Annotated in this window: 25 protein-coding genes; 13 read left to right on the top strand and 12 right to left on the bottom strand. The window is 74.3% G+C overall.

Annotated features, from left to right (window positions below; genetic code table 11):
- Nucleotides 1-10: 10 nt before the first annotated feature.
- From MNY60_RS23680 to MNY60_RS06870, 3 genes are all read right to left on the bottom strand, one after another.
- Complete coding sequence (locus MNY60_RS23680) at nt 11-142, bottom strand: hypothetical protein (protein WP_255821210.1); 132 nt, start codon at nt 140-142, stop codon at nt 11-13.
- A 94-nt stretch (nt 143-236) separates the two neighbouring features.
- Nucleotides 237-1,340, bottom strand: coding sequence for a DNA topoisomerase IV subunit A (locus MNY60_RS06875; protein WP_242337432.1), 1,104 nt, complete (start codon nt 1,338-1,340; stop codon nt 237-239).
- Nucleotides 1,341-1,349: 9 nt separating this feature from the next.
- Nucleotides 1,350-3,479: a DNA topoisomerase VI subunit B gene (locus MNY60_RS06870; protein WP_242337430.1), complete on the bottom strand. Its 2,130-nt coding sequence runs from the start codon at nt 3,477-3,479 to the stop codon at nt 1,350-1,352.
- A gap of 138 nt (nt 3,480-3,617) precedes the next feature.
- On the opposite strand from MNY60_RS06870, the gene MNY60_RS06865 reads away from it, so the two are divergent.
- Nucleotides 3,618-4,550, top strand: coding sequence for a zinc metalloprotease HtpX (locus MNY60_RS06865; protein ID WP_242337428.1), 933 nt, complete (start codon nt 3,618-3,620; stop codon nt 4,548-4,550).
- A 21-nt stretch (nt 4,551-4,571) separates the two neighbouring features.
- Here MNY60_RS06865 and MNY60_RS06860 read toward each other — a convergent pair whose 3' ends face one another.
- From MNY60_RS06860 to MNY60_RS06850, 3 genes are read right to left on the bottom strand one after another with little or no spacing between them, the layout of a single operon-like run.
- Nucleotides 4,572-5,000, bottom strand: a complete 429-nt coding sequence (locus MNY60_RS06860) for a hypothetical protein (RefSeq protein WP_242337426.1) — start codon at nt 4,998-5,000, stop codon at nt 4,572-4,574.
- 26 nt (nt 5,001-5,026) lie between these two features.
- Nucleotides 5,027-6,055 carry a zinc-binding dehydrogenase gene (locus MNY60_RS06855; protein WP_242337424.1) on the bottom strand — a complete coding sequence of 343 codons (1,029 nt, stop codon included), beginning with the start codon at nt 6,053-6,055 and terminating at the stop codon, nt 5,027-5,029.
- Between the two features lie 19 nt (nt 6,056-6,074).
- The gene (locus MNY60_RS06850; RefSeq protein WP_242337422.1) at nt 6,075-6,515 is read right to left on the bottom strand and encodes a hypothetical protein; all 441 of its coding nucleotides are present in this window, start codon (nt 6,513-6,515) and stop codon (nt 6,075-6,077) included.
- Between the two features lie 120 nt (nt 6,516-6,635).
- Here MNY60_RS06850 and MNY60_RS06845 point away from each other — a divergent pair, with 120 nt between their 5' ends.
- Both MNY60_RS06845 and MNY60_RS06840 read left to right on the top strand, forming a co-directional pair.
- The gene (locus MNY60_RS06845; protein WP_242337420.1) at nt 6,636-7,049 is read left to right on the top strand and encodes a hypothetical protein; all 414 of its coding nucleotides are present in this window, start codon (nt 6,636-6,638) and stop codon (nt 7,047-7,049) included.
- 103 nt (nt 7,050-7,152) lie between these two features.
- On the top strand, nt 7,153-7,329 hold the full coding sequence (locus MNY60_RS06840) for an FmdB family zinc ribbon protein (protein WP_242337419.1): 177 nt from the start codon (nt 7,153-7,155) through the stop codon (nt 7,327-7,329).
- A 55-nt stretch (nt 7,330-7,384) separates the two neighbouring features.
- Here MNY60_RS06840 and msrB read toward each other — a convergent pair whose 3' ends face one another.
- On the bottom strand, nt 7,385-7,807 hold the full coding sequence (gene msrB, locus MNY60_RS06835; protein ID WP_242337417.1) for a peptide-methionine (R)-S-oxide reductase MsrB: 423 nt from the start codon (nt 7,805-7,807) through the stop codon (nt 7,385-7,387).
- Nucleotides 7,808-7,932: 125 nt separating this feature from the next.
- Here msrB and MNY60_RS06830 point away from each other — a divergent pair, with 125 nt between their 5' ends.
- Nucleotides 7,933-8,424: a peroxiredoxin gene (locus MNY60_RS06830; protein ID WP_242337415.1), complete on the top strand. Its 492-nt coding sequence runs from the start codon at nt 7,933-7,935 to the stop codon at nt 8,422-8,424.
- Nucleotides 8,424-8,642 carry a hypothetical protein gene (locus MNY60_RS06825; protein WP_242337413.1) on the top strand — a complete coding sequence of 73 codons (219 nt, stop codon included), beginning with the start codon at nt 8,424-8,426 and terminating at the stop codon, nt 8,640-8,642. Before MNY60_RS06830 ends, MNY60_RS06825 begins: the two co-directional genes overlap by 1 nt.
- Nucleotides 8,643-8,690: 48 nt before the next feature.
- On the opposite strand, the gene MNY60_RS06820 is transcribed toward MNY60_RS06825, so the two are convergent.
- The 3 genes from MNY60_RS06820 to queG form a co-directional block, all read right to left on the bottom strand.
- Nucleotides 8,691-9,605, bottom strand: coding sequence for a folate-binding protein YgfZ (locus tag MNY60_RS06820; protein ID WP_242360248.1), 915 nt, complete (start codon nt 9,603-9,605; stop codon nt 8,691-8,693).
- Nucleotides 9,606-9,720: 115 nt separating this feature from the next.
- Nucleotides 9,721-10,137: an energy transducer TonB gene (locus MNY60_RS06815; protein WP_242354863.1), complete on the bottom strand. Its 417-nt coding sequence runs from the start codon at nt 10,135-10,137 to the stop codon at nt 9,721-9,723.
- Between the two features lie 166 nt (nt 10,138-10,303).
- The gene (queG, locus tag MNY60_RS06810) at nt 10,304-11,326 is read right to left on the bottom strand and encodes a tRNA epoxyqueuosine(34) reductase QueG (RefSeq protein WP_242360247.1); all 1,023 of its coding nucleotides are present in this window, start codon (nt 11,324-11,326) and stop codon (nt 10,304-10,306) included.
- Nucleotides 11,327-11,453: 127 nt separating this feature from the next.
- Between queG and MNY60_RS06805 the strand changes: the two genes are divergently transcribed.
- The 7 genes from MNY60_RS06805 to MNY60_RS06775 all read left to right on the top strand — a co-directional run bounded on the left by MNY60_RS06805 (nt 11,454) and on the right by MNY60_RS06775 (nt 19,499).
- A complete protein-coding gene (locus MNY60_RS06805; RefSeq protein WP_242360246.1) occupies nt 11,454-13,211 on the top strand; it encodes a PQQ-dependent sugar dehydrogenase in 1,758 nt (585 codons plus the stop codon).
- A gap of 73 nt (nt 13,212-13,284) precedes the next feature.
- A complete protein-coding gene (locus MNY60_RS06800) occupies nt 13,285-14,133 on the top strand; it encodes a site-specific DNA-methyltransferase (RefSeq protein WP_242337403.1) in 849 nt (282 codons plus the stop codon).
- A gap of 63 nt (nt 14,134-14,196) precedes the next feature.
- On the top strand, nt 14,197-15,039 hold the full coding sequence (locus MNY60_RS06795) for a CDP-alcohol phosphatidyltransferase family protein (RefSeq protein ID WP_242337401.1): 843 nt from the start codon (nt 14,197-14,199) through the stop codon (nt 15,037-15,039).
- Nucleotides 15,040-15,220: 181 nt separating this feature from the next.
- A complete protein-coding gene (locus MNY60_RS06790) occupies nt 15,221-16,333 on the top strand; it encodes a CarD family transcriptional regulator (RefSeq protein WP_242360245.1) in 1,113 nt (370 codons plus the stop codon).
- Nucleotides 16,330-16,875 carry a hypothetical protein gene (locus tag MNY60_RS06785; RefSeq protein WP_242360244.1) on the top strand — a complete coding sequence of 182 codons (546 nt, stop codon included), beginning with the start codon at nt 16,330-16,332 and terminating at the stop codon, nt 16,873-16,875. The genes MNY60_RS06790 and MNY60_RS06785 overlap by 4 nt, the downstream gene beginning before the upstream one ends.
- 12 nt (nt 16,876-16,887) lie before the next feature.
- Nucleotides 16,888-17,919 (top strand): hypothetical protein, encoded by a 1,032-nt coding sequence (locus MNY60_RS06780; protein ID WP_242360243.1) that lies wholly within the window; start codon nt 16,888-16,890, stop codon nt 17,917-17,919.
- On the top strand, nt 17,916-19,499 hold the full coding sequence (locus MNY60_RS06775) for a glycosyltransferase family 39 protein (RefSeq protein WP_242360242.1): 1,584 nt from the start codon (nt 17,916-17,918) through the stop codon (nt 19,497-19,499). Before MNY60_RS06780 ends, MNY60_RS06775 begins: the two co-directional genes overlap by 4 nt.
- A 13-nt stretch (nt 19,500-19,512) precedes the next feature.
- Here MNY60_RS06775 and MNY60_RS06770 read toward each other — a convergent pair whose 3' ends face one another.
- Entirely contained in the window at nt 19,513-19,962 is a 450-nt protein-coding gene (locus MNY60_RS06770) for a universal stress protein (RefSeq protein ID WP_242360241.1), read from the bottom strand.
- Nucleotides 19,963-20,009: 47 nt separating this feature from the next.
- Nucleotides 20,010-20,498, bottom strand: coding sequence for a universal stress protein (locus MNY60_RS06765; RefSeq protein ID WP_242338420.1), 489 nt, complete (start codon nt 20,496-20,498; stop codon nt 20,010-20,012).
- A gap of 232 nt (nt 20,499-20,730) precedes the next feature.
- Here MNY60_RS06765 and MNY60_RS06760 point away from each other — a divergent pair.
- On the top strand, nt 20,731-21,923 hold a 1,193-nt coding region (locus MNY60_RS06760), incomplete at its 3' end, for an HAD-IC family P-type ATPase (protein ID WP_242360240.1).

Below are 21,923 nucleotides of genomic sequence, written 5' to 3'. Positions count from 1 at the left end.
CGGCTCGGCGCTACTTGGGCGAGCGCTTCGCCTTGCGCTTGCGCTTCACCGACAGCGCGCGCTTGCGGGTGGCGGTGGCGCGCTTCGTCTTCGAGCGGTTCGCGACCTTGCGCTTCGAGCGGTTCCCCTTCTGTGCGGGCATGCGTCCCTCCTTTTGAGGCGTGTGAGCGCGGGAGTGTCGCCGCGAGCGTGCGCGCCGTCAACTCCGCGCGGCGGCGCGGGGGAGCGGGCGGCGGCTACTCGAGCCAGTCGCGGTCGCGCAGCTTCCGCGGCAGGTACTCCTCGGTGATGAAGCTGATGCCGCGGCGGGAGAGCGCCTCGAGCTCGAACTTGAGGCCGGAGCGCACCATCTCCTGGATCTCCCGCTGCCACTGCTTCGCCTGGAACCACGGGTAGGCGAGCATCTGCTTCGCGCGGTTGTTGTCGCCGTCGTCCATCCTGATCGCGACGTTCACGGGCAGCTTGTACTTGTCCTTGTCGAACGACGACAGCCCGACGAAGCGGGCGTCCGGCACCGCCATGCGCATCGACTCGTAGGCGAGGTTGATCGAGCCCTGCTTCATGACCGAGTAGATGTAGAAGCCCCACGGATCGTTGTCGACGAGCACGTAGACGGGGAGCTTCAGCTCGGAGTGGAGGCGCTGCACGAGGCGGCGGACGCCGCGCGGCGGCTGGCCTCCGCCCTGCAGGATGATGCACTTCTCCCGCTTCCAGAACTTGTCCTCGTTGAAGCGCGTCCAGACGGCGTCCTTCTCGATGAGGAGGATGTACTTCGCCTCGTGGCGGACGAACTCGATGACGTTCTCCTCCACGATCGAGGGGACCGCCCACCCGCCGGAGCCCATCCGGCGGAGATCGATGGTGTCCCCGGTGTCGCGGATGGTGATGGGGCCGACCATCGAGCCCTTCCGCGAGGCGAACAGGTGCAGCTCCTCGCGGAGCGCGTCGAGCGCGACCTCGAGGTCCTCGATGATCGGGTCGGACTCGTCCTGCTCCTCGAAGGTGTTCTGCTTCGTGTCGCCGATGGTGTGCTTGGTGATGTAGTAGAGGTCGCGGATGCTCGTCGTCTTGCCGCCCTCGATGAGCTCCTTGCAGGCGTCCGACACGAGGAACGTCTGCATGAACTTCTTCGCCATCGCGACGTTGAAGAAGTAGCGCTTCTGGCGCTGCGACCCGAGCTCGATGAGCCGCCGCTTCTCGTTGAACTTCACGTTCGCGAGCGAGCGGATGGGGATCTCGACGAAGGGGTTCTTGCCGCCCTTGACCGAGCGGACGACCGTCTCGGCGAGCTTCTCGATCTTCTGGGCGGTCTGCTTGGAGACGGCGTCGAGCCTGGCCATGGTCGTTCCTTACTCGTCCTCGTTCTCGGCCCGGCGCGGGCGCTTCGTGAGCTTCTTCGACTGCTCCTCGAGCGCCGCGTCCACCTCCGCGAGCTCCGCCTCCGTGACCCGGTCGGCGAGCCGCAGGAACTCGCGCTTGATGGGCTCCGGGCTCTTGCCGGTGATCTTGCCGATCGCCTGCGCGACCTCCTGGATGTAGAGCTCGAAGATGCCGCGGCGCTGCGCCTGGTAGTCCGCGTGCTGCTTCTTGCGGATGTGCGCGGCGAGCTTGCGGCCGCACTCCTGCGCCGCGAGCTGGATCTCCCGCATGATCTCCGGGTAGTGCGCGACGGCCTCCTTCGCCTCGCTCGTGAACGGCACCCACACCGACGCGATGTGGACGAGGAGCGCCATGGGGCCGACCGGGAGCGAGCCCTTCGGCTGCGAGAGCAGGTAGTTCCGCCAGTCGGTCTTGACGATGGCCTCGGTCGTGCCGCACGCGCCGCGCTGGAAGAGCAGCGGCACGCGGTTCGCGAACCGGAAGAGCTCGATGGGCTTGTCCGCCGGCCAGGAGCCGCCGTAGGCGAGCCCGACCTCCACCTGGAACGGGTTGCCGCGGTAGACCTTGGGCGGCCGCGTCACCGTCGCGATGAAGTAGTTGTGCCCCTTGATCTTCTCGACGCCCTCCTCGGGCGGCGCGTCGGGCACCTCCGGCGCGGCGGCCTTCGCCGCCTTCTCCTTCCGGGAGGCCTTCTTCTTCGTGGCCTGGTCGAGGTCGAGCTGCTCGTCCGCCTCGGGCCCCTCCGTCTCGACCACGTTCAGGAACGAGATGAGCCCGCGCTTCATGAGCTCGTCGCCGATGGGCGACAGGCAGTTCGTCGGCGGATTCATGATCTTGGTCGCGCCGATGGCCCGGTGGAGCTTCTCCGCGAGCGTTCGGTCCTCGCCGAGGTCGCGCGGGCGCACGCGCCCCTTGAACGCCGCGCGCTTCACGATCTCGTCCGCGACCTGACCCGAGACGCGCGAGAAGCCGCTCTGCAGGAACCCGCGCACGTCGCGCGCCTTCGACTCGGCCGCCATCAGCATGAGCGCCCCCAGCTCGACGCCGTGCGGGTGCGGCTTGATCTCCACCGCCTCCTTGGGGAGCTCCTCGGTCGCGCGCGGGAACGTGAGGAGCTGCTGGCGCGGGCGCAGGTAGTGCACGGTCGCGTGCGGGTTCGAGAGCGCGGTGTGCTCGACGTAGCGGTTCACGAACCGCTGGCCGGCCTGCCAGTTCGCGACGATCTCGAGCTCGACGCGGGTGCCGTGCTCCTGGTGCCACTCGTCGAGCTGGCGGTCCTCGGTGACGACCGGGTTGTTCTTCCGCGTGTCGATCTGGATCTCGAAGAAGTGCGCCGGCTTCCCCTTGCCGGTGCGCGACGTGACGCGGATCGGTCGGCCGGTGGTGAGCTGGCCGTACATCGCCGCGGCGCTGATGCCGATGCCCTGCTGGCCGCGAGACTGCTTCAGCCGGTGGAACTTCGAGCCGTAGAGGAGCTTGCCGAAGATCTTCGGCGCCTGCGCCTTCACGATGCCGGGGCCGTTGTCCTCGATGACGACCACGAAGCGGCCCTCGCCCTTCGTGAGCTCGGCCTTCGGTGCGGGGGGAACGGCACCCCCCGCGCGCTTCGGGGCGGGCTCCTCCGCTTCGGTGCTCTCGAGCCCGAGGTCGCGGACCTCGATCGTGATCTCGGGGAGGATCCCGGCCTCCTCGCAGGCGTCGAGGGAGTTGTCGACCGCCTCCTTGATCGTCGTGAGGAGCGCCTTCGAGGGGTTGTCGAAGCCGAGGAGGTGGCGGTTCTTCGTGAAGAACTCGGAGATCGAGATCTCGCGCTGCTTCGACGCCATCTGCTCGGCGGTGGCCCGCCGGCGAGGCGCCTTGGGCGCCTCGGGCGCCTCCTCCGCCTCGGCCGCAGGCTCGATCGCCGGCAGGAGCTCCGGCTCGGGCTCCGGCCGGGCTCGCGCCCTGCGCGGAGCGGCCGCGGGCGCGGCCTTCGTCGTCCTCGCGCCCCCACGCCGGGCGGGCGCCGGCTCGACCTGGACGAGCTCGAGCTGCGCCTTCTCGACCCTCGCCGCGGGCCGCCCCTTCCCCTTCGCCGCTGTCGCCTTCCGAGATGCCATGACCGGGCTAACCTCGCGATATCGCCTGGGCCGGCTTTAGCACGGGAGCCCCACGGGCGCGAGAAAGCATCGACGCGGCGGGCCTCCGCCCGCCCGCCGCGTTTGACGCGGCCGCCCGGGTGGTTACCTACTCTCCATATGGCCTGGAACGAAGCGACGACGCCGCGCGGAATGAACCGACCGACGGGCGGATTCGGCCGCAACTACCTGAAGACCGCCATGCTGATGGCCTTCCTCATCGCGATCCTCGCGATCGGCGGCCAGATGGTGGGCGGCACGGGCGGGATGCTCCTCTTCGGGGCGATCGGCCTGGTGTTCAACTTCCTCTCCTACTGGTTCTCCGACCGGATCGCGCTCATGGCGCACCGCGCCCGGCCGGTCACGCGAGAGCAGCTCCCGGACGTCTACGAGATCGTGGAGCGGCTCACGCGCAAGGCGGGCATCCCGATGCCGGCCGTCTACGTGATCCCGTCGCCTACCCCGAACGCGTTCGCGACCGGGAGGAACCCGAGCCACTCTGCGGTCGCCGTGACCGAGGGCATCCTGAGCATCCTCGACCGCCGCCAGCTCGAGGGCGTGCTCGCGCACGAGCTGTCGCACGTGCGCAACCGGGACGTGCTCATCGCCACCATCGCCGCGGCGGTGGCGGGCCTCATCGCCTCCCTCGGCCACATGATCCAGTGGGGCGCGATCCTGGGCGGCTTCGGCGGCCGCTCCGACGACGACCGCGGCGGCAACGTCTTCGCCGCGCTCGCCTGGGCGCTGCTCGCGCCGATCATCGCGATGATCGTGCAGCTCGCGGTGTCGCGCTCGCGGGAGTTCGGCGCGGACGCCTCCGGAGCGGAGCTCACCGGCGACCCCGACGCGCTCGCCGACGCCCTCCTCTCCCTGGAGCGCGGCAACGAGGTGCGGCCCTACGCCTACGGCGGCCCCGCCACCGCGCACCTGTTCATCGTGAACCCGTTCCGCGGCGCGGGCGGCAAGATGCTCCAGCTCTTCTCCACGCACCCGCCCATCGAGGCGCGCGTGGAGAGGCTGCGCCAGATGCGGCGCGGCGTCCGTTATGCCTAGCCGCCGGCCGGCAGCCCCCCGCTAGAAGGCACAGCTCGTCGACCCGCTCGCGACGACGTCGAGCCTCCTCGAGATGGTGGTGTTCGTCGCCGGGTTGTAGACGAGGATCTCGTAGGTCCCGACCTGCGAGGGCGCGGCGAAGGTGCAGTTGATCGCGTTGAGGTCACAGCCGGGCGGGCACGAGTTCGCGTTCTCGCAGGCCTCCACCACCGGGTCGAGCTGGATGGTCCCGCTCGAGGTCGCCTGCGACAGGTCCACGTCACAGCTCGCGGCGCTCTGATTGCACGTCGGGCAGAGCCGGAGCGGCACCGACACCGTCGAGCCGGGCGTGGCGGTGCAGCCCGCGACCGCGTCCACCCGCGGCGTCTCGGTGGGGCACTTCTCGCCGCAGGCGGAGAGCCCGACGGCGGCGGCGCAGGCGCCGATGGCGATGATGCGTCGAAGCGTCATGTCCCGTTCCTCCCTGGGCTCGGCCGTCACGGCTCGAGCACGATCTTCCCGAACTGCGCCCGCTCGGAGAGGAGCGCGTGTCCCTTCACGGCGTCCGCGAGCGCGAGGGTCCGGTCCACCACGGGCCGGAGCTTCCCCTCGCCCACGAAGCGAAGCACCTGCACGAGCTCGGCCGCGGTCCCCATCGTGGAGCCCAGGATGGAGAGCTGCCGGAAGAACACGTGGCGGAGGTCGGTGAGCGGGTCGTACCCGGTCGTCGCCCCCACGGTCACGATCCTGCCCCCGATCCCGGCGGAGAGGATCGACTTTTCCCACGTCTTCTTGCCCACGTGCTCGAACACGACCTCCACGCCCCGCCTGTCGGTGAGCCGCCTCACCTCCTGGACGAAGTCCTGGGTCTCGTAATTCACCACCTCGTCCGCGCCGAGCTCCTTCGCGCGCCGCAGCTTCTCGTCCGAGCCCGCCGTCGCGATGACGCGCGCCCCGTGGAGCTTCGCGATCTGCACCGCCGCGACGCCCACGCCCGAGCCTGCGGCGTGCACGAGCACGGTCTCCCCGAGCCTCACCTGCGCCCGCGCGACGAGCGCGTGCCAGGCGGTCATGAAGGTGAGCGGGACCGCGGCGGCCTCCACGAACGAGAGGTTCTCGGGCTTCGGGAGGACGTTCCGCGCGGGCAGGAGGAACTTCTCGGCCATCCCGCCCGACACGTGCTCGCCCAGGATCGCGAAGCGGCGGCAGAGGTTCTCGTGGCCGGCGAGGCAGCGTTCGCAGTGCCCGCAGCCCAGGCTCGGGTTCACGACCACCGCGTCGCCTGCCTTCACGCCCTCGACGCCGGGGCCGACCGCCTCCACGACGCCCGCCACGTCGGACCCGAGCACGTGCGGGAACGCGAGCTTCAGGCCCTGCCAGCCCTTGCGCACCCAGATGTCGAGGTGGTTGAGCGCCGCCGCCTTCACCGCCAGCACCACCTGCCCCGGCCCCGGGGTCGGGTCCGGCAGCTCGACGAGCTTCACCACCTCCGGGCCGCCGTGCTCGCGGATCGCGATCGCCTTCATGTCGTCGTCCTCGGGGGTGTCAGGGTGGGGGCTGCCCGCGCAGGAAGCGGCTCGCGCAGATCTTGGCGTCGATCGCGCTGCCGCTCGACGTCCATGCCGGATCCTGCCGCATCACCCGCGCCTCGCACACGAGCCAGCACCCGAGCGGCCCGCAGAGGCCCGGGTCGTTGGGATACCAGTAGTAGAGCACCTGACACTGCGGGTCTGCGGCGCTCGAGGCGGCGCAGGTGTCGTTGCCGCCCATCGGCGCGAGCGCCGCGTTGCAGAGCGGGCCGACGACGACGGGGTAGCTGCCGCTCCGTACGTCGAAGGCCTGGTTCGAGTCGCGGAGGGTCGCCCCGGCCCCGACGAGTCCCCTGCAGTCCGCCGCGATGCGATCGAACGCGCGCTCCTCGCGGCCCGAGCCGCACGCCGCGGCGACGAGGACGAGCACGAGGGCGAGGGGCCGGCGCGGAAGCATCTCCACACGATTACACGGCTCACGCACGGGTGCCACGCGCCCGTGGGGGCAGGCGAGCGGCGGTGGGTCCGGGTGGGGATCCCGCCCCCTCGTGCTCCCCCCGCGCGCTACATTCGCCGCGTGATCGTCCGCATCGACGTCGTCCCGATCGTCCTCGAGATGCGCCGCGTGATCGTCGCCGAGATCGTCGGCGGCTACCACGGCCAGGCCCAGCTCGGCCGGTGGTGGCTCCCGTCCGGCCTGCTCGGCGAGGACGAGCAGCCCGGCGACGCCGCCCGCCGCATCGTCAAGGCGCACCTGGGCCTCGAGCTCGAGGGCGCCGTCGTGGTGGGCACGCGATCCGCGCCGGTGGGCGACGCGCGCCACCTCGCGCTCGCCGTGGCGGGCGCCGTGACGGGCGGCGAGCCCGCGCTCGGCCCGACCGTCTCCGGGTTCGCCGCGCGGACGCTGCCCGAGCTGCCCGACCAGGTGGGCTTCTGGCATCGGGACGACGTCGCCGTGCTCGTGGCGCGCTACGAGAAGCTGCGCGCCTGAACGCCGGGCGGTAGCAGACCGCGCGCCGGCTCGCCCGCGCGTCGCCCTGCGAAGGGCATGGCGCCCTCGGACCGGGAGCGGATCATCCGCCCAGGAGGTCGCGATGCCCGTCTACGAGTTCTTCTGCCGCAAGTGCCAGAAGCCGTTCACCGAGGTGATGCACGTGTCGGAGCACGAGGCCGGCGTCGCCGAGTGCCCGGAGTGCCACAGCAAGGCCGACGTCGAGAAGCGGCTCTCCACGTTCACCGCGGTGACGAGCCGGAAGTCCGCCGGGCTGTGAGGGGCGCCGTGACGTCGCGGTGACCAAGCGTGAAGCTCCGCGAATCGTCCTCGCTTCAGCGCTCGACCAGCCGGAGCGGCTCACCCTCCGGCACGTGCCTCATCGCGGCGGAGTTCATGCAGTAGCGGAGCCCCGTCGGCGGAGGGCCATCGGGGAAGACGTGGCCGAGGTGCCCCTCGCAGCGCGCGCAGCGGACCTCGGTGCGCACCATGCCGTAAGAGCGGTCCTCGACCTCGGTGAGCGCGTCGTCGGCCACCGGCCGCGTGAACGACGGCCAGCCCGTCCCGGACTCGAACTTCTCGCCCGAGCGGAAGAGCGGATTCCCGCAGGCGGCGCACACGTACGTGCCGGGGTCCTTCGTGCCCAGGAAGCAGCCCGTGAACGGCCGCTCCGTGCCGTGGTGCCGGAGCACCTGGTACTCCTCGGGCGAGAGCCGCCTCTTCCACTCCTCGTCGCTCAGGAGAAGCTTGCCGGGCATGCGGTCGGACCTCCAGGGGCGCTTCCGCGCCCGGCGGTCATAACGGCGCGCCCGCGCGCCTGCCCCCGCGCGCGCATTGCCCGCCCGCCCGGGGACCGCTAGGAAAGCCGTCGGAGAACCCCCGAATGAAGATCCCCCTCCTCGCGATGCTGCTCGGCTCCGCCGCCCTGAAGGTCGGCGACAAGGCCCCCGACTTCACCCTGCCCGACACCGAGGGCCTACCGGTCAGCCTGTCGAAGCTGCTCGAGAAGGGACCGGTGATCCTGGCCTTCTACCCGAAGGCCTTCACGCCCGGCTGCACGAAGCAGAACGCGAACTTCCGCGATCGCTACGGGGACGTCTCCGCGAAGGGCGCCCAGGTCGTCGGCATCTCGACCGACGACGTCGAGACGCAGCGCAGGTTCAAGGCGGAGATGAAGCTGCCCTACCCGCTCCTCTCGGACGCGGGCGGCAAGGTGGCGAAGCAGTATGCCGGGACCATGGCGGTCATCGGCGTCGCGAACCGCGCCAACTTCGTCATCGGGCAGGACGGCACCGTGAAGGAGATCGTGGAGGGCGGCGACGCCGTCGACCCGACCGCCGCCATCGCGGCCTGTCCGCTCAGGAAGGGGACGTGATGAAGCTCCTCGACGTGCTGGTCCGCGACCTCCGCCGCCGCCTCCTCGGCATCTCGCCCGAGGAGATCCGCTACACCTTCGAGGACGTGCGCTCGGAGATCCGCTCCGTACGCGCGGAGCTGAAGCAGGAGATCGAGGCCGTCCGCAAGGACATCGACTCGCTGCCTTCGCGCCAGGACCGCCCGGCCGGACCCGAGATCCCCGTCGCCGAGGCGTGACGAGCGCCGTTCGCGCAGCACCGTCGCGAGCTGCACGGGGCCCGTGGACTACAGCTCCGGCTCCTCGACGAGGACCCGCCGCACCGTCGCCGGCTCGCCGCCGGCGTCCACGACCGCACCGCACTTCCAGTGCGCGCGGCGCAGGTAGCCGAGGCCGATGCGCCCCTCGGGCGTGTCCGCGGCGCTCGTCACGACGCCGACCTCCTGGCCCGCGGCGGTGAGCCTCGTGCCGGGGCCCGCGCCCGCCGGCAAGGCGAGCTGCACGAGGCCGCGCTGGAGGTGGCCGCGGGCGGTCGCGCGGAGCACGACCTCCTGGCCGATGTAGCAGCCCTTCGTGAACGAGATCGCCGCGCGCGTGAGCCCGGCCTCCATCGGCAGGCGCGTCGAGTCCACGTCGGCGCCGAACCGGGGGACGCCGCCCAGGATGCGGAGCGCCTCGAGGTCGGAGTCCTCGAGCGCCACCGCGCCCTCCGCGACGAGCTCCGCGCGCAGCGCCTCGGCCTCCTGCGGCGGGAGGATCACGTCGACGCCGGGCGTGCCGCGCCGATCGTGCGCGAGCCGCTGCGCTCCCGGCGCGCGCCCCTCGACCCGGCGCGCCGCCTCCGGCCCGAGCACCGGCACGACGCGCAGCGCCGACGAGAGGTCCTCGAACACGACCTCGTCCATGATGACGAGCCGCTCGAGGTGGGCGAGCGCGTCGGGGAGCGCCTGCGGGGCGAGGTCGAGGAGGAGCCCCTCCTCCTGCGCGAGCACGTGCCCCTCCGCGAGGAGGTGGCCCTTCGCGTTGAGGAACGTGGAGTACGCGGACTCGCCCGGCCGTAGCCGGTTCAGGTCCTGCGTGGACATCCGGTGCAGGTAGTCCTTCGCGTCCTTGCCGGTCGCGCGCACGAGCGCGCGCGCCTCGACCGGCCCGACCGCCCACGTCTCGCGGGCCGCCCGGAGCTTCTCTGAGAGCGTCGTCACGCCCGAACGAATAGCGTCCCGGGGGGCGGCGCTCAAGGCCGAGTCCCGTCGCGCCCGCGGAGCGGCCTTCGCGAAGCCGGGCCCGCAACCCTCCCCGGGCGGGCGGACGCGGCGCTCAGCGCGAGGCGAGGGCCACCGGCGTGAAGGCGCCGACGCTCGCGACGAGCGGTCCGCCCTGCGGGCTCTCGAAGCGGATCGGCACGCTCACGCGGCGCGTGACCGGGACGCCGGCGAGGTCCGTCGCGGGGGTCCAGGTGCAGCGTGAGAGCGCGCCGCGGAACTGCGTGTCGAGCGCCTCGCGCCCGGCGCGCGCGTCCGACGTGACGCCCTCGATCTTCCCGTCGTGCGTCACGGTGAAGTCGAGCGTGGTCTGGTCCGGCAGGAAGGCCACGAGCTCCCTCGGGATGCGCACCTCGTCGGCGAGACAGCCCGGCCGCTGCTCCACGGGGCGAGACAGCGAGATCTGCGGCGCCGCGGCGGCCACTCCCGAGTACAGCAACGCAGCGAGCGCGAGCTTCGGTGAGAGCGTCATGTTCCTTCCCTCCTGCAGTACCCGACGCTCTGCCGCGGGCCATGTGACGCGGCGACTCGGGTTCCCTCGGGCGGTGCCGCGCGTCGGCTCGCCCGCGCACGGTCAGGAGGACGCCCGCGAGCACATCGGAGGCTCGACCATCCGGCCGCCGCGGGCCGCACGCCGCTCACCCGCCGAGCGCCTCGAGCGCCCAGCGCGCCGCCGCGCGGACGCCCTCGTGCGGGCTCGAGAGCCACGCCTGGACGGCCCCGAGGCGGCGCGGGTCGCCCTCACGCCCGGCGGCGAGGAGCGCGTTCCGCACGAGGCCGTCGTGGCGTGCGCGCGCGAGGGAGGTGCCGTAGAAGCGGCGACGGTACTCCTCCTCGGTGAGCGCGAGGAGGTCGTCGATCGCGAGCGCGGCCTGCTCCGGCCGCGGCGCGAGGTCCGGGTCCACCGCCGGCTGCGCGTGGCGGTTCCACGGGCACACCGTCTGGCACGCGTCGCAGCCGAACACCCAGCGCCCGAACCGCCCGGCCAGCGCGTCGGGGATCGCGCCGCGGCGCTCGATGGTCCAGAACGAGATGCAGCGGCGCGCGTCCACGAGCCCGGGCTGCGGGATCGCCTCCGTGGGGCAGGCCGGGAGGCACGCCTCGCAGGTGCCGCAGCGCTCCGGGTGCGGCGGGTCGGGCGCGAGCTCACGATCGAGGATCACCGTGGCGAGCAGCACCCAGCTCCCGTGCCGCTCGGTGATGAGGCAGCCGTTCTTGCCGACCCAGCCGATCCCGGCCCGCTCCGCCCAGGCCTTCTCCATCACGGGCGCGACGTCACTCGCGGCGAACGCGCGCACGTCGGGATCGGCCGCGCGCAGCTCCGCGACGAGGTGCTTGAGCTTCTTCTTCATGACGGCGTGGTAGTCGCGGCCGCGCGCGTAGCGTGCCACCTCCCCCGCCCCCGGCGGCGGCTCGGCGCCTGCGCCGTCGTAGCCGAGCGCGAGCGCGACGACGCTCCGTGCGCCGGGCAGCAGGCGCGACGGGTCGAGCCGCTCCTCCCGCTGCGTCCCGAGCCACGCCATGTCGGCCTCGCCCCCCATGGCGAGCAGCCGGTCGAGCGGCCCCGGATCGAGCCGCTCCGCGCGCGCGATCCCGCAGGCGGCGAAGCCGCAGCGGCGGGCGGCCTCCTTCACCGCGGCTGCATCGAGGGGAGCGCTCACGCGGGTCCTTCTTAGCCCGTTCACGGCGCGGATTCGACAGCCGCGCGGCCGCCTCCGCGATCGGCACCTCGACGGCGCGGCCCGCCCGAACCTGGCCGCCCCTGCTCCTCCCGTTAGTACGCTCGGCATGAGCTCCGTGCGCCCGGGCCACGCCCTCCCGCTCCTCGCCGTCCTCCTCGCCGTGCCGCTCGCGGCGCGCGGCGCGCGCCCGCCCGGGGATGCTGCGCGCGGGGCGACGCTCTTCCGGGAGCGCTGCGCGCTCTGCCACGGCGAGGGCGGCGGGCGGGGACCCGACCTCGAAGGCGTCGTCGGGCGCCGCGCGGGCTCCGCGCCCGGGTTCGGGTTCTCGCACGGGCTGCGAGACGCAGGCGCGCGCGGGCTCACCTGGAGCGCGCGCACCCTGGACCGGTACCTCGCCGCGCCGGGAAAGCTCGTCGGCGGGACGACCATGTCGCTCGCGACGCCGGGCGCGCGCGACCGGCGCGACCTCGTGGCGTACCTCGCGACCCTCTCGGCTCGCCGCGAACGGGCCGCGCCCTCCGCGGAGTCCGCCTCGGGCGCGCCCGCGCCAGCGCCTCCGGACGCGGGCGCCGGTCGGACGCCGCAGGCGGCGCCGAGCGGCGACTGGCGCGGCGACGCGCCCGGCGTCCGCCATCGCCTCACGGCCGACCGCCTGCCGCGCCCGAACGCGACCCCGTCGGCGCGCCGGCCGCCCCGCGTCGTCGATCCGCCCCGGGACGCGCGCCTGCGGGCACCGTCCGGCTTCGCCGTGGAGCGGTTCGCGGAGGGGCTCGAGGGCCCGCGCCTCCTGCGCGTCGCGCCGAACGGCGACCTGTTCGTGGCGGAGACCGCCGCGGGCCGCGTGCGGGTCATACGCGCGGCGCAGGGCGCGGCGCGGCCGGAGCGCGTCGAGGTGTTCGCGTCGGATCTCGACGGTCCCTTCGGGATCGCCTTCCACCCTCCCGGCGCGGAGCCGCGCTGGGTGTACGTCGCGACCGAGAACGCGGTCGTGCGGTTCCCGTACCGGAGCGGCGACCTCACGGCGCGCGGCCGGCCGGAGACCATCGTGCCGCGCCTCGCGGACACGGACGGTGGGCACACGACGCGCGACGTCGCGTTCTCGCCGGACGGGCGGCGCATGTTCGTGTCCGTGGGGTCGGCGTCGAACGTCGCGGAGGACCTCCCGAGGAAGACGCCGGAGGCGCTCCGCGCGTGGGAGGCGGAGCACGGGCTCGGCGCCGCGTGGGGAGAGGAGACGTGGCGCGCCGACGTGCTCGCCTTCGACGCGGAAGGCCGGAACCGGCGGCCGTTCGCGACCGGGCTGCGCAACTGCGTCGGCCTCGCCGTCCACCCCCGCACCGGGGATCTCTGGTGCACGGTGAACGAGCGGGACGGCCTCGGCGACGACCTCGTCCCCGACTACGTGACGCGCGTCCGCGAGGGCGCCTTCTACGGCTGGCCCTGGCTGTACCTCGGCCAGAACGAGGACCCGCGCCACCGCGGCGCGCGCCCCGACCTGGCGAGCAAGGCGACGGTGCCCGACGTCCTGCTCCAGGCGCACTCCGCGGCGCTCGGGCTCGCGTTCTACGAGGCGCCGCAGGGCGCGGCGGCGCGCTTCCCGGACGCGTGGACGGGAGACGCCTTCGTCGCGCTCCACGGTTCGTGGAACCGCCGCGAGCGCACCGGCTACAAGGTCGTGCGGGTGCCGCTCCGGGACGGCGTGCCGGCCGGCGAGTACGAGGACTTCCTCACCGGCTTCGTCGTGGACGACGCGCGCGTGTGGGGCAGGCCCGTCGGCGTGGCGGTCGCGCGGGACGGCGCGCTCCTCGTCAGCGAGGACGGGAACGGGACCATCTGGCGGATCGTCCACGTCGGGGCGCGGTGACGGCGCGCGCCGATCAACCCTGGGTGTGGCCGAAAACTGGCGATATCGATCGGCGGCCCTACGATTCGTGGATATGGCTCGACGGCTGGCGCTTCATGCGTGGGACGGTCTGCCGAACACGGCAGAGCAGGGGAAGGGGTGGGCGCTCGTGCAGGGGGACTGCATCGAGGCGCTCGAGGCGCTGCCGCCGCACTCGGTGGACGTCGTGTTCGCCGATCCGCCCTACATGCTCTCGAACGGCGGGACGACCTGCCAGAGCGGGCGGCGGACGAGCGTGAACAAGGGGGGCTGGGACGCCTCGCGCGGAGTCGTCGAGGATCACGCCTTCCAGACGCGCTGGCTCACCGCCGTGCGCCGCGTCCTCAAGCCCAGCGGCACGCTGTGGGTCTCGGGCACGCAGCACGTGATCTTCTCGATCGGCTTCGCGATGCAGGAGATCGGCTACCACCTGCTCAACACCATCACCTGGTACAAGCCGAACGCCTCGCCGAACCTCGCCTGCCGCTTCTTCACCCACTCCACCGAGATCCTCCTCTGGGCGAGCCCGATGAAGACGCGCCCGCTCGGCCACCGCTTCAACTACAAGGCCATGAAGGCGGAGAACGGCGGCAAGCAGATGCGGGACCTCTGGCAGATGCCGCAGCCCGAGGGCGAGCAGGTCGTCTGGAGCGTCCCCACGCCGGGCCCGCGCGAGAAGGTGCACGGCCGCCACCCGACGCAGAAGCCGCTCACGCTCCTCGAGCGCGTGCTCGCCTCGAGCGCCGCGCCCGGCGATCTGGTCCTCGATCCGTTCTCGGGCTCGGGCACCACCGGCGTCGCCGCGGTCCAGGCGGGTTGCCGCTTTCTCGGCCTGGAGCGCGACCCGACCTACATCGACCTGGCGGCCCGGCGAATGCGCGCTGCCCAGCTCGACCCGGAATGAGGTAGACTGCGCGCCCCTCGCGGTCTCGACGCAGGTTTCCTTCCAGTGGATAAATTGTCGCCCGTGACGCCTTCCGCGGTAGAGGCCCTCGCTCCGCTCCTGGGGCTCGTCGCGTTCCTGTTCTCCACGCTCGTCTACTACTCGATCAAGGCGGCGATCTTCGGGCGCAAGCGCGAGGCCTACATCGAGAACCGCGAGCGAACGATCCTCGCGAAGCTCTTCCAGGAGTGGTGGATCTGGCTCTGGACGCCGATCGAGCGGTTCTGCCTGCGGCTGCGGATCTCCCCCGACGCGATCACCACCGCGGCCACGGTCGTCGTGGCCGTCTCCGCGGTGCTCATCGCGTTCGGCCACTTCTCCCTGGGCGGCTGGGTCTTCCTCTTCGGCTCGAGCTTCGACTTCATCGACGGGCGCGTCGCGCGGGCGACCGGCCGGGTGAGCCGGGCCGGCGCGTTCCTCGACTCCACGCTCGATCGGGTCGGAGAGCTGTTCTTCTTCGGGGGCCTCGCGGTCGCCTACCGGGACTCCTGGGTGCTCTTCGCCGCGCTGCTCGCCGCGGGCGCCTCGACCGTCGTCTCGTACGCGCGGGCGCGCGGCGAGGCGGTGAACGCCGGCGACATGGTCAAGGTGGGCGGGATGCAGCGGCCGGAGCGGATCGTGCTCACCGGCATTCCGTGCGCGCTCACGCCGATCTTCGACCTCTCCTTCGGCGCCGGCGCCGGCCGGACGGTCGTCTCGCTGGCCCTCGCGGTGCTCGCGGTGCTCACCACGCTCACCGCCATCCGCCGGACGTGGTCCATCTACCACGCGCTGCGCGTGCAGGACCCCACCCCCGCGAAGCCGCCCTTCCGGCTGGCCGACGTGTTCGGCCTCGAGAGCGCTCGCCGCAAGAAGGCTGCGCGGTAGCCCCCCCGCCTCGCTGACGGCCGTCGCCGCGCGGCGTCGTTAAGATCGGACTGCACGAGTCGGCGCCGCCCGCAGGCGCGCCGCTCGCACGTTCGATGCGCCCGACCTCCGATTTCACACCCTTGGATGCCCGCTGCGCGGCGATTGCCGCTCCCCGGGTCGCATGGTAGGAGGGGAAGCCGTGAGAGGCCCGCCCCCCCGCCACCCCGACGAGCAGCGCGAGCAGCTCCCCGCCGTGGAGGGCGTGATCGCCGACGCCGCCGAGCTCCAGCCCGGCAACCGCGTGGTCTACCCGAACCAGGGGGTCTGCGAGGTCGTGGGCGTCGAGGAGAAGGACATCGCCGGGCAGAAGCTGCAGCTCGTGCGGATGCGGCGCGAGGAGGACGGCGCCGCGGTCCTCGTCCCGAAGAACAAGGTCCCGTCCATCGGGCTTCGCCGCGTCGCCACGGGCGAGCAGATCGAGGGCGTCTTTCACTTCCTGGCCGCGCAGTTCGAGGACCCCGAGCTCGACTGGAAGGTCCGCCATCGGGACAACGCGGACCGGCTCATCGCCGGCGGCGTGCTCGGCGTGGCCGAGGTCGTGAAGGGGCTCCACTCGCTCTCGCGCATCCGCCCCCTGCCCGCCAAGGAGCGCGAGCAGTACGACAACGCGCGCCACCTGCTCGTGCACGAGGTCGCCGTCTCGCTCGGCGTCCCGCCCGCGCTCGCGGAGGACTACATCGACTACGCCCTCATGCCGCCGGCGGGGGTGAAGTTCGACCTGAAGCCGCCGCCCACGCCGGTCCTGCTGCCGTCGCGCCCGAAGCGCCGCCGCCCCGCGGCGACCGAGGAGGAAGGCATCGAGGATCTCGGGCTCGGCGATCTCGGGCTCGGGGACCTCGACCTCGGCGAGGCGCTCGCCGCCGTCCCGGAGGGCGAGGCCGCCGAGGGCGAAGGCGCCGAAGGTGCCGAGGGCGCGGAGGGCGAAGCCGAGGGCGAGGCGCCCGCGGAGGGCGCCGCTGAAGGGGCCGAGGCAACGCCGGGGGCCGAGGAGACCGAGGAGGAGGCCGCGCCGAGGAAGGCGCGCAAGGCGGCGGCGCCCAAGGTGCCCGCGCCGAAGGCCGAGAAGCGCGAGGCGAAGCGCGCCGCCGCGAAGGAGCCGCGCCGGAAGGCGGAGAAGCCGGCCAAGGCCGAGAAGCCCTCGAAGAAGCCCGCCGCCCGGAAGGCCGCCGCGCCGGCGAAGAAGGCGGAGAAGCCGGCGGCGAAGAAGACGGCCCCGAAGCCCGCGGCGAAGCGCGGAGGGAAGAAGAAGTGATCCGCGTCGTCACGCTCGAGAAGATCGACCCCGCCGACATGGCGTTCCTCACGGCCACGCTCTACCGGGCCTTCGGCCTCGGCACCGAGCACGCCGGGGATCGCCCCGTGCCGCGCGACGCCGAGATGGACGACGGCCGGCTCGACGCCGTGAAGTTCCTGCAGGACGTGGCGCCGGTCAGGACCTTCGCGGACGACAAGGTGCTGTACATCACCAGCGCCCCGCTCGCGCTCCCGCCCGGTCCGCTCGGCGAGCCCCCGTGCTGGGGGTTCTCCCAGTACGGCGGTGAGCGCGCGGTGATCACCACCTCCAAGCTGCCCGAGCGCGGCGTCACCGAGGCGTCCATCGAGACGTGGCGCCGTCGGCTCGCCCGCGAGGCCATCCACGCCATCGGGCACCTCTGGGACCTGCACCACTGCTACGACGCGAAGTGCGCGATGCACCCGTCGTGGTCGCCCGCGCTGCCGGCGAACCCCGAGATGGATCTCGACACGTTCTGCCGCGAGAAGAGCGAGCGCCGCATCCGCCTCGCGAAGACGTAGCCCAGCGCCGGCGTGACCCCGGACCCGAACACGCCGGGCAGCGGCGGCGCCGGCCTCGCGCGCCGCCTCGCGCGCGCCGGCGTGCAGAGCGCCGCGCGGAGCTTCGCCGCGCTCTCCGCTCGGCTCCGCGCCTTCGGCGCCCGCGCCTGGGCGCGACGCCCCGCCCCCGCCCGCACCGGCGCGATCCTCTTCGCCGCCGGCGCCGCCGCGCTCGGCGCGCACGGCATCCTCTTCCAGGCCGGGCTCTCCGCGCGGCTGCCCGCGCGCATCGACTGGGCGGCGGCGCGCGCGCTCCTCGAACGCGACGCGCGGCCGGGCGACGCCGTCGCGCTCGCGCCCGCCTGGGCCGAGCGGGCGCGCGAGGTCATCCCGCCCGCGCTCCCGGTGCTCGCCCGCACCGGCCGCGGCGAGGACCTCCCGGGCGTCCGGCGCGTGTGGCTCCTGTCGCTGCCCGGGGCGCCCGGCTACGACTGGCAGACCGAGCTCGGCCTCATCTCGCGCGCGGCCCGCTCCACCGCGGCCCAGCGGCTCGGCGCGCTCGAGGTGACCCGACACGAGCTCGCCTCCCCCACCCTGCCGCTCGCGTTCCTGCCGGACCGCCTCGCCCAGGCCGAGGTCTCGCTGGGCAACGCCCCGTGCACCGCGGAGGGGAACGCGTTCTCCTGCGCGGCGACCCCCGCGTTAAGCGTCGAGCGCACGGTGCGCGAGGTGGACGGCGTCCCCCGTCCCTGCCTCTCGGCCACGATCGACGCGCCCCCCGGCGCCCCGCTCGCGCTGCGGTTCCCCGGGGTCCCCATCGGCCACGCCCTCCGCGGGCACGCGGGCGCAGCCGGCGGAGGGAGCCGCGCCCTCGGGGCGCCGCTCCGGGTCGCCGTGCAGGTCGACGGCGAGGAGGTGGGCGCGGCCGAGATCTCGGGGGTGGGGTTCGCGCCCTTCGAGCTGAGCACCGGTCACCTCGCCGGCGGTCTGCACGACGTGACGCTCGTCCTCACCTCGGCGGGCGCCCCGGGCGCCCTGTGCCTCGACGCGGAGACGCTCCCGTGAGCCCGGCGCGCCGCCTCGCCAGGCCCGGCCCGCGAGCGGGCGCCGTCCTCGCCGCGGTCGCGACCGCCGCCGTGCTCGGCCTGCTCGCGGGGGCCCCGGGGATCTCGCGCGACGAGGCGCGCGTGCTCGGCGCCGCCGAGCGCGTCGCCGGGGCCGCGCCGCTGCCTCGGGCCGAGGCCACGTCGCCTCCGCTCGCGCGCGAGGCGGCCGGGCTCGCCCACGGGCTCTTCTCGCGGCTCGGCGCGTCCCACCTGCGGGCGTTCCGGCTCGGGACGGTGGCCTTCGCGGCCGTGCTCTCCGCGCTCCTCGCCCTCGCCGGTCACGCCCTCGCGGGCGCGTCCGGCGCGGTGCTCGCGCCGCTCCTCTTCTGGCTCGCGCCGCGCCACCTCCACGCAGGCCTCGTCGCCACGCCCGACCTCGCGGCGGCGGCCCTCTGGCTCGCGACGGCATGGGCGTACCGGCGCGCGGACCGCGCGGCGGGCAGCGCCGAGCGGCGCGGAGCGGCGGCAGCCGCGGGGATCCTCTTCGGCGCGGCGCTCACCGCGCGCACGGACGCGTGGATCCTCCTCGCCGCGCTCGCGCTGCACGCGATCGCCGCGCCCCGGGTCACGCCGCGCCCGGGGGCGCCGGTCGCCCTCGACGCGTCCCCTCCGCGTCGAGGCGGTCCACTCGCGATCGCCGCGATGGTGCTCCTCGGCCCGGCGATCCTCGTCCTGTCCTGGCCCTGGCTGCGGGCGGACCTGCACGGGCGGCTCGCCGCCGCGTTCGCGCCGGGCGGCGGCTGGCACCTCGCCGGCGCTCCCGCCGCGGGCCTCCACGCGCTCCTCGTCACCGCGCTCACCGTGCCCGCCGCGATCCTCTGGGTCTTTGCGGGCGGGGCCCTCCATGCGACGGCGCAGGCGGTCCGCGGCGGGGTCCCGGACGCGCGCGGGGGCGGCTCTGCCGCGCGGGACGCGCTCCTGCTCGTGCTCTGCGCGGTCGCGCCGTTTGCGGCCGCCGCGGCCGGGCTCGCTCCGGGCGCGCCCGGCGTCCGCCCCTTCCTGCCGGCGATGCCGTTCCTCGCGCTGCTCGGCGCGCGCGCGCTCGTCGCGGTCGCTGCGTCGGCGTGGCCCTCGCGCCGCGCGCCGCTCCTCGCGGCGCTCTCGGTGCTCGTCCTGTGGCCGGCGCTCCGCCAGGCGGTCCACGCGTTCCCGTCGGGCGCGTCCGCCTGGAACGAGCTCGCGGGCGGCGCACCCGGCGCCGCGTCACGCGGCCTCCGCCGCCAGGACGGCGGCGAGGCGGCGGCCTCCGTGCTCGAGCCGCTCAACGCCCGGGCCCGGCCCGGCGCGCGCGTCTGGTGGCCGAGCACTGCGCCGGAGGCCGTGGAGGCGTGGGTGCGGGACGGGCGGCTACGGCCGGATCTGCGCCGGGCCGACGGCCCCGAGGACGCAGACGTCGCCGTCGTCGCGCTCGACGGCGCGAGCCGCGACGACGAGTACCGGGCCTGGGCGGCGTTCCGGACGGCGCGTCCGGCCGCCGGCGCCTACCTCGACGAGGTCCCGCTCGCGCTCGTGTACGCGCGCAGCGGCGCGTGGCAGTGACGGCTCGCGCCGCTCACGCGGCGTGATACGTCTCCGCCTCGTCCGGCAGCGGCACGCGGGGGCGGACGACGATGACGGGGCACGGCGCCTCGCGCGCCACGCGCGCGGCGACCGACCCGAGGCGGCGCCCGCCCGGCGCGCGCCCGCGCGCACCCAGCACGAGGAGCCCGCTGCCCCGCCGCGCGAGCCGCAGGACCTCCGTCGCAGGATCGCCCGCCACCACCTCCGTTCGAACCGGCGCGCCGACCCTCCGCTCCGCCTCGGCGCTCCAGACCCCCATGTCGCGGTGCAGGTCCACGGAGGCCATCGCGAACGCCTCCGGCTGCACCTCCCCCTCGGGGACCGGATGAACGTGGATGAGCGTCAGCTCGGCGCCGCTCCAGCGCGCGAGCTCGGCCGCCTCGACGAGCGCGAGCAGCGAGGCCTCGGAGAAGTCGATGGCGCAGCAGATGCGAGCAGCCATCGTCGTCACCTCCCTCCGCCCGGGCCGCCGCGCGCCGGCGTCCGGGCCTACGCGTAGATCTCCGCTTCAGCGGCGATGTCCCGCGCGTCACCGGGGACTCTCGCGCGCGCGACGAGCACGGGACAGGGCGCCTCGCGAAGCACGCGCTCCGCGACGGAGCCGAGGATGAACCGGCGAATCCCGGTGCGGCCGTGCGTGCCGAGCACGAGCAGATCCGGCCCGTGCTCGCGAGCCCAGCGGACGACCTCTCCCGCCGGGTCTCCGACCAGGGCCGCCGCTCCCACCGCCCGCCCGAGGAGCTTCTCCGCGTCCACGCGCCAGCCGGCGAGGGTGCGCTCCATCTCGTCGGCCGACATCCGCGCGATCTCGGCCGGAGAGACGATCACGTCGGCCGGGTTCGCGGGCGGCGGCACGTGCACGTGGACCAGCACGAGCTCCGCGCCGGTGCGGCGCGCCTGCTCCACGGCCTCGTCCAGCGCGAGGCGCGACGGGTCCGAAAAGTCCACCGCGCAGCCGATCTTCTTCCACTCGCTCATCGCCTGCCTCCTCCTCGCCTGCCTGGCGGGGTCGGCCACGACGACCCGATGGGATCGTACGCCTCCCGCGCGGAGCCACGCGCGCCGCGTCGGGTCGCCCCGCTGGCAGGGACGGGCTACCCGCGGCGCGCAGCGCCGCACGCTCGCGCCGGAGCTGCGAAGCTGCGCCGCGGCCCACCCGAGCGCGCGCCGGGGCGCGCAGGTCGGAGCAGAGTTCCGCCGGGAGAGGAGCATGGATGCCGGCGCAGCCGCCGCGCTCGTCGCCTCCGACGCCGCCGTCGCGCTCGGCTCCGGCGAGGACGGCCTCGCCCCGGAGGAGGCGGCGCGCCGCCTGCGCGCACACGGGCCGAACGAGCTGCCGCCGGCGCCTCGGATGCCTGCCTCGCTGCGGATGGTCGCGCAGCTCACCCACTTCATGGCGCTCCTCCTCTGGGCGGCGGGCGCGCTCTCGTTCTTCGCGGGCCTGCCGGAGCTGGGCTGGGCGATCTTCGCGGTGGTGCTCGTCAACGGCGCGTTCGGCGGCTGGCAGGAGCACCGGGCCGAGCGGGCGCTCGAGGCCCTGGAGAAGCTCGTGCCGAGGCGCGCCCGGGTGGTGCGGGCAGGGCACCGCGTCGAGATCCCGGCCGCGGCCGTGGTCCCGGGCGACGTCCTCGACCTCGAGGAGGGGGATCGCATCGCCGCCGACGCGCGCATCCTCTCGGCGACGCTCCTGCGCCTGGACGTCTCGCTCCTCACCGGCGAGTCGCTCCCGGTGGAGCGCGACGCACGGCCCTGCTCGCCCGGAAGGTCGATCGCGGGCGCGACCTGCCTCGCACCGGCCGGCGCCACGGTCGCGACCGGCCGGGCGCGAGCGCTGGTGTTCGCGACCGGCCCCGGCACCGAGCTCGGGCGCCTCGCCCGGCTCGCCACCGCGACGCGGCGCCAGCCGTCCACCCTCGAGGTGCAGGTCGCGCGGCTCGTCCGCGTCGTGACGGTGATCGCGGTGGGGATGGGGGGCGCCGTGTTCGCGCTCCTCGCCCTCCTCGGCGCCGCGCCGGGCGAGAGCCTCCTCTTCGCCATCGGCATCCTCGTGGCGAACGTGCCGGAGGGGCTCCTGCCGACCATCACCGTGACGCTCGCGACGAACGTCCAGCGGATGGCGCGCCGGCGCGCCCTGGTGCGGCGGCTCTCCGCGGTCGAGACGCTCGGCGCGGTGGACGTCGTGTGCACCGACAAGACCGGGACGCTCACCCGGAACGTCCTCGCCGCGCGGGAGCTCTGGACCTGGGACGGGACATGCGCGCTCCCCGAAGGCGGCGCCGGGGGCGCCGCGGCGCTCGCGCTCTCGGCGGCCGCGCTCGCGAGCGACGCGCGGGGCGGACCGGGCGCGCACCGCGGCGACCCGATCGACCGCGCGCTCCTCGAGGGCGCGCGCGCCGCCGGGCT

The organism is Anaeromyxobacter sp. SG17 (assembly GCF_022690695.1).
In the GTDB taxonomy this organism is placed as follows: domain Bacteria; phylum Myxococcota; class Myxococcia; order Myxococcales; family Anaeromyxobacteraceae; genus Anaeromyxobacter; species Anaeromyxobacter soli.
This window is presented reverse-complemented; position numbering and strand designations above follow the sequence as displayed.